Genomic DNA, 13,659 nt, shown 5'->3' on the forward strand with positions numbered 1-13,659 from the left:
CCGCGCCTCGCGGTGAGAGCCTCACGCGTGCCGATTCGGGGATCCGGCACCGGTTCCAGGTAGACCCCGTGTACCTCACCGGTCGTGCCGGTCACCCGTTCATGGCGGCAGAACCGGTCAGCAGCTCGAGGTGCTCTGGTGTGTCACCACGGCTCGCTGGTTGTTGGCCACCTTTATCCAGATTCCGCTCAGTCCACGGCGATCGTAGATGCGGTCGCCCTGGCTCGGGCCTGGGAAGGTGAACATCGACACGGCGTAGCACCAGCCGCCGTCGACGCGGAAGGTGTCCCAGTCCTGGTTGGCCGGGCTGTTCTCGCCCGCGAAGATCCACTTGAACTCTTGGCTGACGCCGTCGGAGGTGCAGTTCCACATGAGGCTGTCGTCCTTGGGCGTGTTGTCGCCCCAGCACCAGTTGCGTCCGATCCGCACGCTGGTCTGCGACCGGTTCCATGTCTCGGAACAGCCCAGGAAACACTGGCCGAGGACGGTGACGGGCGGGTCGGTGGCCGCCGGGGCGTCCTTGCCGCCCTGCGGCGGCTGCGGCTTGTCGCCCAGGGGCACGGTGGCGGTGGTGGCCGGATCGGCGCCGGGTTCCGCGGTCGCGACTCCCGGTAGCGCTGACGACAGGCCGAGCATCAGTGTCAGGACCGTCAGGATCCGTCTTGTTCTCATCGGGCTTCCCTTCGTTGCGGGTGGCCTGGGACGGGCGAGCGGCGCCAGCGTCTCACCAGGAAACCGAGCGTCAAAGGGGGAAACGGCCATCTGGGACGCTGGGAAATCTCGTCCCGTACAGCCTGCGATGATCCGGGAAAGTGGGACGGGGAAGGCGGCCGGTCCATGGCGACGCCGGCCGCGTTTCGGTGGTACGTCCGGCTTTCAGCTCCGCACAGCGGAGCGCTGGCCCACGCGGGGCCGAGGTTCTTCGGTCAGGTGGCCTTCGTAGGCCAGCAGGCGGCCGATGAACGGCAGGGTGACCTGTACCCTGACGTGGAATCTGGGTGGGCGCCGGGGGCGGTCTTCCGGGGCGATCCAGGCGTACGCGGCCACCCGCGGGGCCAGTGGGGCGGGCAGCCTGACCTCCCGGTGTCCCGCCCGCAGCACGGCATCCTCCTGGATCACCTCGACGGTCCCGGCTGAGGCGATCGTGCGGGTGCGGATCTCCAGCGGGCCGTGCCGCTCCCAGCCCCGTTCCCCCGCCCTGGTCTGCACGGTGACCAGCTCGCGCGCGCCCACGTGCCGCACCCACCGCTCCCGGATGGGACGGTCGGCGGGCCCCGCGGTCCGGACGACGCGCACGCGCGCCGGCACCGCCGTACACGTGGCGGGAAGGCGGAGCAGCGCGCAGGCGATCCTCCCGAGCAGGCCGGGCCCGCGCCGTACCGCGAGCACGCCGGTCCCGCCGACCGTCTCGTCGCCCAGGTGAAACCGATACATCCACCCGTACGCCTCGTCTCGTGCCACCACACCCCCGCCGGAGGTCGTTCCCCCGATATCCGGCCGCCTACCCCTGCCACCCCGACCCGTCGAGAGTCCGCCTACCCGGGCGTCTTCCGGCGCAGCCCGCCGTCCACCAGGTGGTCCGTGGTGATTTTTGGGGGTGTCCATGCTCGGGCGAAGGTTTGGCCAGGGGAAGGGGGGTGGTGATGGCGGAGGTTTGGGTGGTTGCGGTGCATCGTATGGGGGGGGCGGGGGCGGCTGTGCGGCGATAATTGAAGGGTCGCCCGCGGGCCGGGGCTCTGTTCGCGAGAGAGTGTCCGGCACCGCCTGGTCGGCGACGTGACGTCGTGCCGCCGCCGGGTCGTTCGGCGGCATCTTCCTGCGGCCGGTCGGCCGTGTGCCGGCCCCTGCCTGACGGCCGCCCTCAGGCGCGGCGAACGCATGGAACAGGGGGACAGGCATATGCGCACTCGTCTTCTCGCCCTTCCGGTCGTGGCGGCTCTGTCGCTCGCGACCGTCACCACGGCGGCGCGTGGCTCCGTCCAGGACCTCTCGCCCGGGTCCGTCCGGGGCTCGGTCGCGTCGGCGTCCGTGCGGGGGGTGGTCGCATCGGTGCCCGCCACCGGCTTCGTCGCGCCGGTGTCCGTGCGGGACTCGGTGACGCCCGCCTCCGTGCAGGCGTCGCCGCTGTCGTCCGTCCGACGGACGACGGCCGCGCCGGTGGGGCCGGCGTGTAAGTCGCTGCCCTCGTCGGGGCGGGGGAGTCTCGCCGACCTCGGGAGGCTCCGGGTCGACACGGCGGCCGCGCACGAGCCGGACCTGTCGACGTTCTACTCGGCGATCGAGGCCGCCGGGCTGACCGGCAAGCTGAACTCGGCCAAGGACATCACCGTGTTCGCGCCCACCAACGAGGCGTTCGACAAGCTCGGCAAGAGGAAGCTCGGCAAGCTCCAGAAGGACAAGGCCGCCCTCACCAAGATCCTCACCTATCACGTCGTGCAGGGGCGCAAGACCCCGGCGGACCTCAAGAAGGGTGATTTCACCACGCTGGAGGGCGGCAAGCTCACCACCAAGGGCTCAGGCGACAAGATCAAGGTCGACGGCGCCAAGGTCCTGTGCGGGGACATCCAGACCCGCAACGCCAACCTCTACCTCGTCGACTCGGTCCTCACGCCCAAGGGCTGACCCTCTCGTCGAACGTCATCCGGGCGCGCTTGCCGCACCTCGGCGGGGCGTTCGGGTTGAACGCCCCGCCGCGGCGATGGCCGGGCCCTCAGGGTTGTGAGGGTGGGGGCGAGGCCGGGGGTGTGGAAGGCGGCGTGTCGGCGACCACGAAGATGTAGGCGCGGGAGGGGCTCGCAATGCCTCGGGCGTCCACGCTTTGCACGGTCAGGGTGTTCGTGTCGGCCGTGTCCGGTGTCACGGTGGCCGTCGCCGTGCCGTCCTGGCCGGTCGGCACTGTCACCACGCTCCCGGAGTTCAGTCGGTACCGGTAGCCGGCGATGTCCTTGGCGCCGTTGGGGGCGAAGGTGAACTCCCCAGGCACGCCGACGCCGCCGGCGGGCAGGCCCGGGGGGTAGGCCGTCGAGGAGACGGCGGGTGCGGGGTAGCTGGACGGCCTGAATCTGTAGACCGTGTTCGGGCTCCGGTTGCCTCCGCGGTCGAAGGCGGTGACCGTCAGCGTCATCGGCACGGGGATGGTCGGGGTGAACGTCACGGTGGCCGTCCCGTCGGCCCCCGCCGGGACGGAGCCGTAAACAGACCCCAAGGAGAAACGGTATTCGTAGCGGACGACGTCGGAGGGGTCACCGGGAGTGAGTGTGAACTCGCCGGGTGTTCCGATCGGGGCGCCGGTCGCGTTCTGCGGGTAGACGGCCGAGGATACCGTCGGTTGTCCCGGAGGGGTGGTGTCGACCGTGAAAGTCTGCCACGGGCTCCACTCGCCTATGTCGGTGAGGAGGTCGATATCACCCGCCGGCTGGTACTGGTCCTCGGCCCGTACGCGCCAGACGTAGGTGTTTCCGTCGGTGAGCTGCCCGGCCGGGACGCAGACGCGCGGGGCGTCGCCGAGGTAGGTGAAAGCGGTGACGGCTTCGCCGAGGGTGTCCCCGCCAGGCGTCGCCGCCCACTGGAATCGCCCGCGAATCTGCTGCCAGCCATTGTCGTCGTCGGTAAGTCTGGCGCTGAACCCGGGGGTCGTCGTCCTGACGTATCCACCGTCGCCGACGGGGGCTCCGAGATCGCCGTAGCACTCATCGGGTCCGGAGGCGTTCCAGGCATTCGGCTCGGACGGCACGTCGGGGGCCGTGTTGTAGTCCATCTGCAGCCATGGGACGCGAAGGCGCCCGAAGTACGGGTGGTTCGTCATGTCGCTCTCGAACACGCGGAGTTCGCCCGGATGTCTCTCGTCGGCGGAACGCAGGCCGAAGGTGAGGTACCGGTCTCCTCGTGCGGCGGCCTCGGTGACCAGGTCCGTCGTCCGCCAGGCGATGAAACAGCCGCCGTACTGGTCGGAGGTGATGGCGCCGTCGATTTTGCCCAGCCATTTCGGCTGGTGCCGCCAGGTCGTCTCGGGGGTGATCTCACCGGTGACCCACAGCTCGACACCCGTGTCACAGGGGCCGCTGTTCAGATAGGTCTGGAAAAAGCCCGCCAGGATATGCTTGCCGGCCACCTTGGAGGTGTCCATGCGGAAGAAGGACCGGTAGCGCCCCGCGCCCCGCGGCCCCTTCCCGACCGGCGCGTCCTCCGAACTGTTCCAGTACGACGTTCTGGGATTCTTGGACGACACGTACGTCCACGCGGTCTTCTCGCCGCCGGTGGGGGTCGCCGCCTGGGCCGTGCCCGGCGTCGCGATTAGGGCCGCCGTGACGGCCAGTGCGGTGAACAACGAAATCAGGCGCGCGCCTCGAAGGCGCCGAACGTGCGGCTTCACGAACCATCCCCAATGGTCGATCGCTGTGGTCGAATCCGGAGGTCCCGGCCTTCGACGTGTCACGAAGCCGGTCTCCGACAATCAGCGAAGCAACCCCGTTCGTCCGCCGATGATCTCGACGCTACCAGGCGGGTTGGGAATCCGCGCGAACGATTCCGTCGCGGTATAGGCGTGTGCCGGATGACGGGGCCGGGAACCATTTCCGCCGGGGCGGATAAAGCGATTGACAACCGCGTGGGCCAGATAGCGCACCGGCCGCGTATTCGTCAACCCCAGAGCGCCCCGCGCGATTTCTGGGGTCGTTTGGCACCACGCGCACAGGTGGACGAGCATGGCGTACGTCGGTATGACGCCGGGGGCCGTTCGCTTCGGATCACTAGGAGGGCCGGTGGAAACACCGCCGATCGTGTCACGCGACGAGTGGCTGACCGCTCGTAAGGAGCTGCTGGCGAAGGAGAAGGAGGCGACCCGCGCCCGTGACGCGGTCGCCGCCCAGCGGCGCGCGCTGCCCATGGTCGAGGTCGACAAGGACTACGTCTTCGAGGGCCCGGACGGCAAGGCCCGCCTCATCGACCTTTTCGAGGGCCGCCGCCAGCTCATGACCTACCACTTCATGTGGATGCACGACAGCGACGTGGGCTGCACGAGCTGCTCGTTCCTGGTCGACAACGTGGGTGACGTCCGGCACCTGAACAGCGCCGACACCACGCTGGCGCTGGTCTCGCGCGCCCCGATCGCCAGCATCGAGCGGTTCCGGCAGCGCATGGGGTGGACGCTGCCGTTCTACTCCTCCCGCGACAACGACTTCAACTACGACTTCCACGTCACCGCGGACGAGGACATCGTCGCACCGTCCCAGTACAACTACATGGACAAGGCGACGCTGGAGGCCAAGGGCATCGGCTTCTTCGTCGGCAAGGGCCAGGACGCGCACGGGCTGAGCGTCTTCCTGCGCGACGGCAACCGCGTCTTCCACACGTACTCGACGTACGGGCGCGGGCCGGACCTGCTGCTGACGACCTACAACTACCTGGACCTGACGCCGCTCGGCCGGCAGCGGTACGTCAACGAGTTCCCGCACCACGACACCTACGAGGCCGGCGCCCCGGCCGAGCACTGCCACTGACGCTGATTTTGGGCGAATCTCCCCCCGCCTGCCCGCGCATGCCGTCCGGGCAGGCGGCGATGGGGGACGTTTGTCGCATGTCTTCCCTGGCATGGGGACCGGGGACGCGGGCTCGGCGATAATTGAGAGGGTCGCCGACGCAAAGGGGACCGGCATGCGAACCCGTCTTTCCGTCCTTCCGGTAGTGGCCGCCCTGTCGTTCACGGCTCTCACCTACGGCGCCGCCGCGCACGCGGCCCCGTCGCCGTCACCGTCGCCGGTGGGGTCCGGCTGCGGGGCGCTGCCGAAGTCCGGCCCCGGCAGCCTCTCCGAGATCGCGAACGAGCCGCTGGTCACCGCCGCCTCGCACATCCCGCAGTTGTCCACCCTGGTCTCCGCCGTGAAGAAGGCCGGGCTGGAGGACGCCGCGAACTCGGCCAAGGACATCACGGTGTTCGCGCCGACGAACGACGCCTTCGCCAAGATCCCCAAGGACCAGTTCGACAAGATCGCCGCCGACAAGCGGGCCCTGGCCAGGCTGCTCGGCCACCACATCGTCGAGGGACGCAAGTCGCCCGCCGACTTCAAGAACGGCGGCTTCACCACCCTTGAGGGCAGCAGGGTCACCACGAGCGTCTCCGACGACACCTACAAGGTGGGCGACGCCAAGGTCGTCTGCGGCAACATCCAGACGCGGAACGCGACGCTCTACATCATCGACTCGGTGCTCAAGCCGCGCGGGTAGCGGGCGGGTGACCCCGAGGGGGGTAGGTGTGCCACTATGCCTACCCCCGCAGAGCGAGCGGCGTCAGGCCGGCGCGGTCAGCAGCCGGTCCAGGACGCGGACGCCGAACTCCAGGCCGGCGACCGGGACGCGCTCGTCCACGCCGTGGAACATCCCGAAGTAGTCCAGCGAGGGGTCCAGCAGCAGCGGCGCGAAGCCGTACCCCCGGATGCCCAGCGTGGCGAAGGACTTGGCGTCGGTGCCCCCGGTCATGACGTACGGAACCGGGCGGCCCGCCGGATCCTCGGCGACCAGGGCCGCGCACAGCTCGTCGAACAGCCCCGAGGTGGGGGAGGCCACGCCGTCCCCGAAGCTGACGAACTCGCGGGTGATCTTCGGTCCGAGCAGCTTGTCGACCGTCTCCAGGAACTCGTCCCGGAAGCCGGGCAGGAACCGCCCGTCCACGTGGCCCTCGGCCGTGCCGGGGATGACGTTGACCTTGTACCCGGCGTCCAGCATGGTCGGGTTGGCCGAGTTGCGGATCACGCCCTTGAACAGCGTGCCCGCCCTGCCGAGTCGCTCGACCTCCTCGTCCAGCCGGTCCAGGTCGATCGTCGTCCCGAGCGCCCGGCCGAGGTTGTCGATGAGCGAGGCCACGGCGGGCGTCAGCCGCACGGGCCAGCGGTGGTCGGCCAGCCGCGCCAGGGCCCGGCACAGCTCGGCGACCGGGTTGTCCACCGGCGGCTTGGACCCGTGCCCGGCCACGCCGTGCGCCGTCACCTTCATCCACGCCGTGCCCCGCTCGCCCACCGCCACGGGGTAGACGCGGGCGTCGCCGGAGCCGACCTGGACGCTGAAGCCGCCCGACTCGCTGATGGCCTCGGTGCAGCCCTCGAACAGGTCGCGGTGGCGGGTCACGGCGTAGCCCGCGCCGTACTCGCCGGTGGCCTCCTCGTCGGCGAGGAACGCCAGGACGATGTCGCGCCGGGGTTTTCGCCCGGTGCGGGCCCATTCGCGCACCAGCGTCAGCGTCATGGACAGCGTGCCTTTCATGTCCACCGCGCCGCGCCCGTTGACGCACCCGCCGTCGATCTCACCCGAGAAGGGGTGCAGCCTCCACTCGGACGGGTCGGCGGGGACCACGTCCAGGTGGCCGTGGATGAGCAGCGCCTCGGGGTCGTCCCCCGGGATCCGCGCCACCACGCTCGTGCGGCGGGGCGCCGACTCGAAGACGACGGGCTCGATGCCCGCCTCCGAGAGCAGCCCCGCGACGTACTCGGCGGCCACGCGCTCTCCCGAGCCGTCCGGCGTGCCGTCGTTGGTCGTGTCGATCCTGAGCAGGTCCGAGCAGATGCCCGCTACCTCTGTCACTTTGGTCCTTTCAGCGTCAGCGGCGGCACCTCGGGGGTGGGGAAGCCGAAGATGAGCCCGTAGAACGCGAGCTCGGCCTCAAGCGCCGCGACGATGGTTTCCTCTCGTCTCCAGCCGTGCTGTTCCCCCGGAAACGTCAGGTACGCCCACCGGCCGCCGTGCTCCTGAAGCGCGGCGACGAATCGTTCGGCCTGGCCGGGGTCGACGATGGCGTCTTCCAGGCCATGCATCATAAGCGCGGGTCCGGACGCCTGGGCGGCGTGCAGGGTGGGCGAGCGGTCCAGGTAGCGCTGCCGGGTCTCGGGCAGCGGGCCGATCAGGCCGTCCAGGTACCGGGACTCGAAGTCGTGCGTCTCCCGGGCCCAGCCTTCCGGGTCGGTGATCGCGTAGTGGGCGACGCAGCCGCGGAAGACGTCGCTGTGCACGAGCGCGGCGACCGACGTCCAGCCGCCCGCGCTGCCCCCGCGGATGGCGACGCGCCCGGGATCGGCGAGCCCGGCCCCGATCAGCCCCCGGGCGACGGTCTCGCTGTCGCGCACGTCCACGACGCCCCAGTTGTGCCGCAGGCGCTCACGGTACTCCCGGCCGTACCCGGTCGAGCCGCCGTAGTTCACCTCGGCGACGCCGATGCCCCTGCTGGTGAAGTAGGCGATCTCCAGGTCGAACACCAGCGGGCTGACGCCGGTCGGCCCGCCGTGCACGAACATCACGTACGGGGACGGGACGCCGTCCCGCGCGCCCCGGGGAGGGTAGACGTGCGCGTGCACGCCGTCGAACACCATGGGCAGCGGCGCGGGCAGCACCTCGGGGTCGGGAAGCTCCTTGGCGGGGGACAGCACCTCGCACGCCCCGCTCTCCAGGTCCACCCGGACGACCTCGAACGGCTTGTACGGGGTCGCCGCCACGCCGACCACGCGCGCGCCGTCCGGCGAGGCCGAGATGGTGGGCGCCCAGTAGGTGTACTCCTCGGCGACGTCGGTCATCTCCCCGGTCTGCGGGTCGAGCACCCCGAGCCGCTTGCCGTCGGCCGTGCCGTACGTGGCGACGATCTTGTCCCCGGCGAGGGTGAACCAGCGGTAGCCGAGCTTCCAGGCCGCGTCGCCGAACTCCTGCGGCATGGGGGTGAGGTTGCGGGGCTCGCCGCCGTCCAGCGGGACCAGGTGGATGTTCCACCAGCCGGTCGGGTCGGTGACCGCGTAGAGCGCGTCGTCGTCGCGCCACTCGAACTGCGCCACGGCCTCCTCGTGCCCGCCCGCGACGACGCGGTACGTCCCGGCGGTACCGTCGTCGCGCAGGGGGGCCACGCACAGGAAGGTGCCGTCCCAGGGCATGTTGGGGTGGTCGTAGCCGATCCAGGCGATCTGCCGCCCGCCGGGGGACACGCGGGGGTTGAACAGGAAGTGCTGCGCCGTCGCGACCACCCGGACCGGGCCGCCGCCGAGCGGCACCGCCACCAGGTCGCGCCGGTCCTCGGTCTCCCGGACGCACCACACCTCGTCGCCGTGGACGATCAGGTCCGCGTACCGCGACGGCCCCTCCGGGGTGAGCGGCACGGGCTCGCCGCCGGGGTCGAGGCGGTACAGCCGCTGGTCGTCCCAGTTCGTGAACACCAGCCCGCCGCCGGGCAGCGCCCGCCAGGAGCGGCCGCCGTACTCGATCACCCGGTTGCGCGCGTTCCAGCCCGGCGGCAGCACGTCGCCCACCCGGCCGTCCGGGGTGCGCCGCACCACGCACCGCCGCCCGCCCTCGGCCGGGCGCGGCTCGTCCCACCAGACCTCCTCACCGCCCGGGGCGGGCACGATGTCGGCCCAGGACGGGCGGTCGTCCACGCGTGCGACGTCGGCTGCAGTGATGGGAGACTCGATCACCAGGTGCCCTCTGAGGATGGGAGCGGAAACGGAAGCGGGACATCGAACGGGTGGATGACATGGACGATTCCCCCGCTGCCGGCCGCGCGTAACCAGACGTGCTCGAATGCGGCCCGCGGATAGGTTCTCTTGACCGTGTCGTCGGAGGGCGCCGCCGGATCGTTGGCGATCACGTCGCCCTCGGGGGTGAAGCCGGTCACCACCATGAGGTGGCCGCCCGTGGAGTACCCCGCCCCGGGGAGCTCGCGTTCCTTGAACGACTGCGAGGTGATCACCGGGACGCCGGCGCGGATGAAGCGTTCCAGCTCGGCCAGCGAGCGCAGCCGGGTGACGAACCCGTCCATCCCGTACCGACCGGCGTACGCCACCGCGAACGGCCAGTTCCCCGTCCCCTGGTAGCTGTGGTCGTACATGTCGCGGGCCGCGTGGTCCACGGCCGGGCACGGGTCGGCGGGGTCCACGAAGGCCAGCTCCTCCGGGGCCGGCCCCGCGCCCCAGTACTGGAGCACCATCGCCACCGAGGCGGGGCTGCACCAGGAGTCCCCGCCGCCGCCCCACTCGGGGTAGTGGCCGGCGTGCAGCCACTGCGAGCGCGGCGGCACGTCCAGCTCGGCGCCGCGGGCCTCCCCGGGCGCGCTGACCGGCACCCCGGCCCGCGCGGGCGGCGCCGAGGCCATCACCCCGGCCGCGCGCACCCGCGCGCCCGCCCCGTACAGGGTGATCCGCAGCCGGTAGGACCGCACGGGACGGGCAGCGACGAAGGTGTCGACCGCGACGTCGCCGTCCTCGTCGCCCTGGCCGGGCAGCGAGGTGCGGTGGATGTCGTCCCCGCCCTCGGCCCAGCGGCCCATGTCGTACCACTTGGTCAGCCCGCCGGTCACCGTGCGCGCCCGCAGCTCCACGCGCAGCCACGAGCCCTTGGGCGCCGCCGCCGTCCAGGAGGGCACCAGCTCGGTGGCCGGGAAGCCGATCTCGTGCTCCTCGGAGGTCCATCGCGTGTACGGCCAGGCGGTGGTGTCGCCGCCGAACGGGTCGAGGTAGCCGGTCACGCCGCTCTCCGAGGGGATCACTGCGGTCCATCGGTGGAGGGCGACACGGCTGAGTCCGGCGGGCGATGGGGTGACCACCTTGCCGATTGTGGTTTCGGGGTTCACCCGGCACATCGGATGGTTTACGTATCGTCCGGCCCGCCCCCGCGGCCGGGCGGGGCCGCCGCGCCCGCGTGGACCTGCCGGTATCGACCCAGGTCAGGATGGGTATCGTCAGTCTCATGCACGATCTCGCAGACGTGCGGGTCCTCGTCTACCGGCGTTTCGCCGAGCGGGGAGAGCCGCCGCGGCCCGAGGAGGTCGCCGCCGAGCTCGGCATCGGGACGCCCGAGGCGCTCGAGGCGCTCCGCGCGCTGCACGACGCCCACCTGCTCGTGCTGGACGACGACCGGCGGCGGATCGTCATGGCCCACCCCTGGTCGGCGGTGCCGCTCGGATTCGTCGTGGCCGGCACGCGGGTCAAGTGGTGGGGCGGCTGCGCCTGGGACTCGTTCGCGATCCCCGCGCTGGTCGGCGAGCCGTGCCTGGTCGCCACCCACTGCCCCGGTTGCGGCCGCGCCCTGGCGCTGGACGTCTGCCCCGACGAGCCGCCGACGGCGGACCTGGTGGCCCACTTCCTGGTGCCGATCCCGCGCATGTGGGACGACGTGATGTTCGCCTGCGGGCACCAGGCGCTGTTCTGCTCCGAGGAGCACGTCGGGCGGTGGCTGCGCGAGACCCGCAATCCCCGGGGCGTGATCCTCGACCTGCGCACTCTGTGGCTGCTCGCCACCCGGTGGTACGCCGGCCGCCTCACCCGCGAGTACCGCCGCCGCAGCCCGGACGAGGCGCGGGCGCTGTTCGGGGAGCTCGGCCTTTCCGGCCCCTTCTGGGGCGGCGAGGCGCCGGAGCCCGAGCCGGCCGTCGAGCGGGGGCTGGCGCGCACCGAGCCGGCCCTGCTGACCCGGTCCGGCCCGGCGGCGTCCGCGTGGAAGGCGGCCGGGGCCGGGCCGGCGTCGGACGTATAGCGGTCCGGGAGCGCGTCAGAGGTAGAGGCCGGTCGTCTCCGCGGGCGAGGCCGGGACCGCGCCCGCCCGTCCGGAGCGCAGCGCGAACAGCTCCGCCAGCGTCGCCCCCGCCGGGCCGACCCCCTCCGAGGAGCCCAGCCACTCGACCGCCTCGGCGTACGGCAGGCGGCCCGCCTCGACCTGGGCCAGGCAGCGGCCCGGGCGGACCACCGCCGGGTGCAGCCGGGACAGCTCCTCGTTGGTGGTCACGGCCACCAGCACGTCCCTTCCCTGCCCGAGCAGCCCGTCGGTGAGGTTCAGCAGGCGCGACAGCCCCTGCCCTGTGGCCTCCTTCGCCTCGGCGCGGATGAGCTCGTCGCAGTCCTCCAGCACCAGCAGACGCCAGCGGTGGCCGTCGTCGTCGGAGTCGTACCCGACGGCGACCTCCATCAGGTAGCCGGGGTCGGCGAACAGCCGCTCGGGGTCGAGCACGCAGTCGACCTGGCACCATTCGGCCCATTCGCGGGCCAGGGCCCGCAGCGCGGTGGTCTTGCCCGTGCCCGGGGGCCCGTGCAACAGGAGCAGCCGCCCGTCGACCTCGGACGGCGTCACGCGCATCAGGCCCTCCAGTCCCTTGCGCGCCGCCTTGGAATAGTTGGCCTGGATCGCCGGCCACAGCGGCGCGCTGATGGGGCGCTCGGTGCGGCGGGGCCCGCGGGCGCCCGTCCACCAGAACCCCATGTCGACGTGGCCGCTGTCCTGCGGCATCGGCTCGACCGCGTCCTTGGTGGCCTCCTCCAGCACCGAGCGGGCGAGCTCGTCGCTGACGGCCGTCACGGTGATGATGGCGGCGCGGTTGCTGAACCGGACCGCCCGGAGCGTCCACCCGTCCCCGCACGCCAGGCGCGAGTCGCGGCCGTCCTGCTCGCGCGCGGAGCGGGTCAGTCGGGCCTGGGCCGGCATGAGCGCCGCGTCGGGGCGCACCCGTTCCAGGCTGGCGGAACGCGCGTAGGGCTGGTTCCCGTTGGCGAACGGGGACAGTGCCAGCGCGTCGATGACATCGATCGGCGAGTCGCCGTCGTCAAGCCACACCCGCATGGGCAGGGCTTCCGCGGCGGGGAAACGGACCTCCTCCACAATGGACATATATTCATAATTCAGCCGATTGTGCGGGAAGTCCAAGCATTTTCGCGCAGAGTTACAAAACGAGTCGGTATCGAGAAACCCCGGATCGCCGAACCCCCCATGTGGGCATCAGCATGCGGATAGGGTTGGCAAGATGCGGATTCCGCTCACCGCGCGCCGCGAAGCCGAGGTTCGGGCGCAGGGTGGGAAGACGGGTCCGCGCGCCGGTCCGGAAAGCGCTCGTTCCCCCTGGAGTTGTTCGTGGCCATCGACATCGTGACGCGCAGAGACTGGGGCGCCCGTGCCCCCCGAGGTTCCTATTCCACTCTGACCTCCACAAAAGGCGTCAAAGTCCACTACACGGGTGGCAGGGTGGAACCGGCGATCTTGGAGGACCACGACCGCTGCGTCGCCATGGTGAAGTCCATCCAGAACTTCCACATGGACGGCAACGGCTGGATCGACATCGGCTACAGCATGATCGCCTGTGGTCACCGCAAGGTCTTCGTCGGGCGGGGCCCCAAGCACCTGCCCGCCGCCAACGGGCCCGACCTCAACAGCGGCCACTACGCCGTCCTCGCCCTCGTCGGCAACGCGGGCCTGGTCCAGCCCAACGACGAGATGCTCCACGGCGTCCTGGACGCGATCGCCTACCTCCGCGAGACCGGCGGCGCGGGCCGGGAGATCAAGGGCCACCGCGACGGCTACTCCACCGACTGCCCCGGCGACCGCCTGTACGCGTGGGTGAAGAAGGGCGCGCCCCGGCCCGGCGGCGGGCAGACGCCCCCCGACCCCGAGCCGGGAGACCACCCGAGGTTCCCCGGCCGCCTGCTGAAGTACCCGCCGGTCATGCGCGGCGACGATGTCCGCACGTGGCAGGCGCAGATGAAGAAGCGCGGCGCGAACATCGACGCGGACGGCGCCTACGGCCCCGCCTCGAAGGCCGCTTGTCTCGCCTTCCAGCGGCAGCAGGGCCTGGACGCCGACGGCGTCGTCGGCAAGCTCACCTGGGACGCCGCCTGGGAGGCCCCGCTCTCCTGACCGGCGCGGGCGGTGCTG

Annotated in this window: 12 protein-coding genes; 5 read left to right on the forward strand and 7 right to left on the reverse strand. The window is 71.4% G+C overall.

The window, feature by feature from the left end; all coding sequences use genetic code 11:
- Positions 1-117 precede the first annotated feature (117 nt).
- Entirely contained in the window at positions 118-672 is a 555-nt protein-coding gene (locus DQ384_RS01715) for a hypothetical protein (RefSeq protein WP_147268598.1), read from the reverse strand.
- Positions 673-876: 204 nt separating this feature from the next.
- On the reverse strand, positions 877-1,434 hold the full coding sequence (locus tag DQ384_RS01720) for a DUF4166 domain-containing protein (protein WP_181870966.1): 558 nt from the start codon (positions 1,432-1,434) through the stop codon (positions 877-879).
- A gap of 465 nt (positions 1,435-1,899) precedes the next feature.
- On the opposite strand from DQ384_RS01720, the gene DQ384_RS01725 reads away from it, so the two are divergent.
- A complete protein-coding gene (locus DQ384_RS01725) occupies positions 1,900-2,622 on the forward strand; it encodes a fasciclin domain-containing protein (protein ID WP_181870967.1) in 723 nt (240 codons plus the stop codon).
- An 88-nt stretch (positions 2,623-2,710) separates the two neighbouring features.
- Here DQ384_RS01725 and DQ384_RS01730 read toward each other — a convergent pair whose 3' ends face one another.
- Entirely contained in the window at positions 2,711-4,327 is a 1,617-nt protein-coding gene (locus DQ384_RS01730; protein ID WP_114026849.1) for a hypothetical protein, read from the reverse strand.
- Between the two features lie 433 nt (positions 4,328-4,760).
- Between DQ384_RS01730 and DQ384_RS01735 the strand changes: the two genes are divergently transcribed.
- Entirely contained in the window at positions 4,761-5,498 is a 738-nt protein-coding gene (locus DQ384_RS01735) for a DUF899 domain-containing protein (protein WP_114026850.1), read from the forward strand.
- Positions 5,499-5,652: 154 nt separating this feature from the next.
- Entirely contained in the window at positions 5,653-6,222 is a 570-nt protein-coding gene (locus DQ384_RS01740) for a fasciclin domain-containing protein (protein WP_114026851.1), read from the forward strand.
- Positions 6,223-6,285: 63 nt separating this feature from the next.
- Here the strand turns inward: DQ384_RS01740 and DQ384_RS01745 are convergent, their stop codons facing one another.
- From DQ384_RS01745 to DQ384_RS01755, 3 genes are read right to left on the reverse strand one after another with little or no spacing between them, the layout of a single operon-like run.
- Entirely contained in the window at positions 6,286-7,572 is a 1,287-nt protein-coding gene (locus tag DQ384_RS01745) for a M20/M25/M40 family metallo-hydrolase (RefSeq protein WP_114026852.1), read from the reverse strand.
- A complete protein-coding gene (locus DQ384_RS01750; RefSeq protein WP_245966178.1) occupies positions 7,569-9,440 on the reverse strand; it encodes a dipeptidyl-peptidase 5 in 1,872 nt (623 codons plus the stop codon). The genes DQ384_RS01745 and DQ384_RS01750 overlap by 4 nt, the downstream gene beginning before the upstream one ends.
- Positions 9,437-10,567: a C39 family peptidase gene (locus DQ384_RS01755; protein ID WP_245966179.1), complete on the reverse strand. Its 1,131-nt coding sequence runs from the start codon at positions 10,565-10,567 to the stop codon at positions 9,437-9,439. The genes DQ384_RS01750 and DQ384_RS01755 overlap by 4 nt, the downstream gene beginning before the upstream one ends.
- Before the next feature lie 143 nt (positions 10,568-10,710).
- On the opposite strand from DQ384_RS01755, the gene merB reads away from it, so the two are divergent.
- On the forward strand, positions 10,711-11,496 hold the full coding sequence (merB, locus tag DQ384_RS01760; RefSeq protein ID WP_114026854.1) for an organomercurial lyase: 786 nt from the start codon (positions 10,711-10,713) through the stop codon (positions 11,494-11,496).
- A gap of 15 nt (positions 11,497-11,511) precedes the next feature.
- Here merB and DQ384_RS01765 read toward each other — a convergent pair whose 3' ends face one another.
- Positions 11,512-12,621 (reverse strand): DUF5925 domain-containing protein, encoded by a 1,110-nt coding sequence (locus tag DQ384_RS01765; protein ID WP_220182719.1) that lies wholly within the window; start codon positions 12,619-12,621, stop codon positions 11,512-11,514.
- Between the two features lie 240 nt (positions 12,622-12,861).
- Here DQ384_RS01765 and DQ384_RS01770 point away from each other — a divergent pair, with 240 nt between their 5' ends.
- Positions 12,862-13,641, forward strand: a complete 780-nt coding sequence (locus DQ384_RS01770; protein WP_114027042.1) for a peptidoglycan recognition protein family protein — start codon at positions 12,862-12,864, stop codon at positions 13,639-13,641.
- Positions 13,642-13,659 lie beyond the last annotated feature (18 nt).

It is taken from the genome of Sphaerisporangium album (assembly GCF_003323745.1).
GTDB lineage: Bacteria > Actinomycetota > Actinomycetes > Streptosporangiales > Streptosporangiaceae > Sphaerisporangium > Sphaerisporangium album.

Bases quoted from the DNA above. Each gene is read 5' to 3' on its own strand.
- DQ384_RS01715 (WP_147268598.1), bottom strand. From the start codon at position 672: ATGAGAACAAGACGGATCCTGACGGTCCTGACACTGATGCTCGGCCTG.
- DQ384_RS01740 (WP_114026851.1), top strand. From the start codon at position 5,653: ATGCGAACCCGTCTTTCCGTCCTTCCGGTAGTGGCCGCCCTGTCGTTC.
- merB (WP_114026854.1), top strand. From the start codon at position 10,711: ATGCACGATCTCGCAGACGTGCGGGTCCTCGTCTACCGGCGTTTCGCC.
- DQ384_RS01720 (WP_181870966.1), bottom strand. From the start codon at position 1,434: ATGTATCGGTTTCACCTGGGCGACGAGACGGTCGGCGGGACCGGCGTG.
- DQ384_RS01725 (WP_181870967.1), top strand. From the start codon at position 1,900: ATGCGCACTCGTCTTCTCGCCCTTCCGGTCGTGGCGGCTCTGTCGCTC.
- DQ384_RS01765 (WP_220182719.1), bottom strand. From the start codon at position 12,621: ATGTCCATTGTGGAGGAGGTCCGTTTCCCCGCCGCGGAAGCCCTGCCC.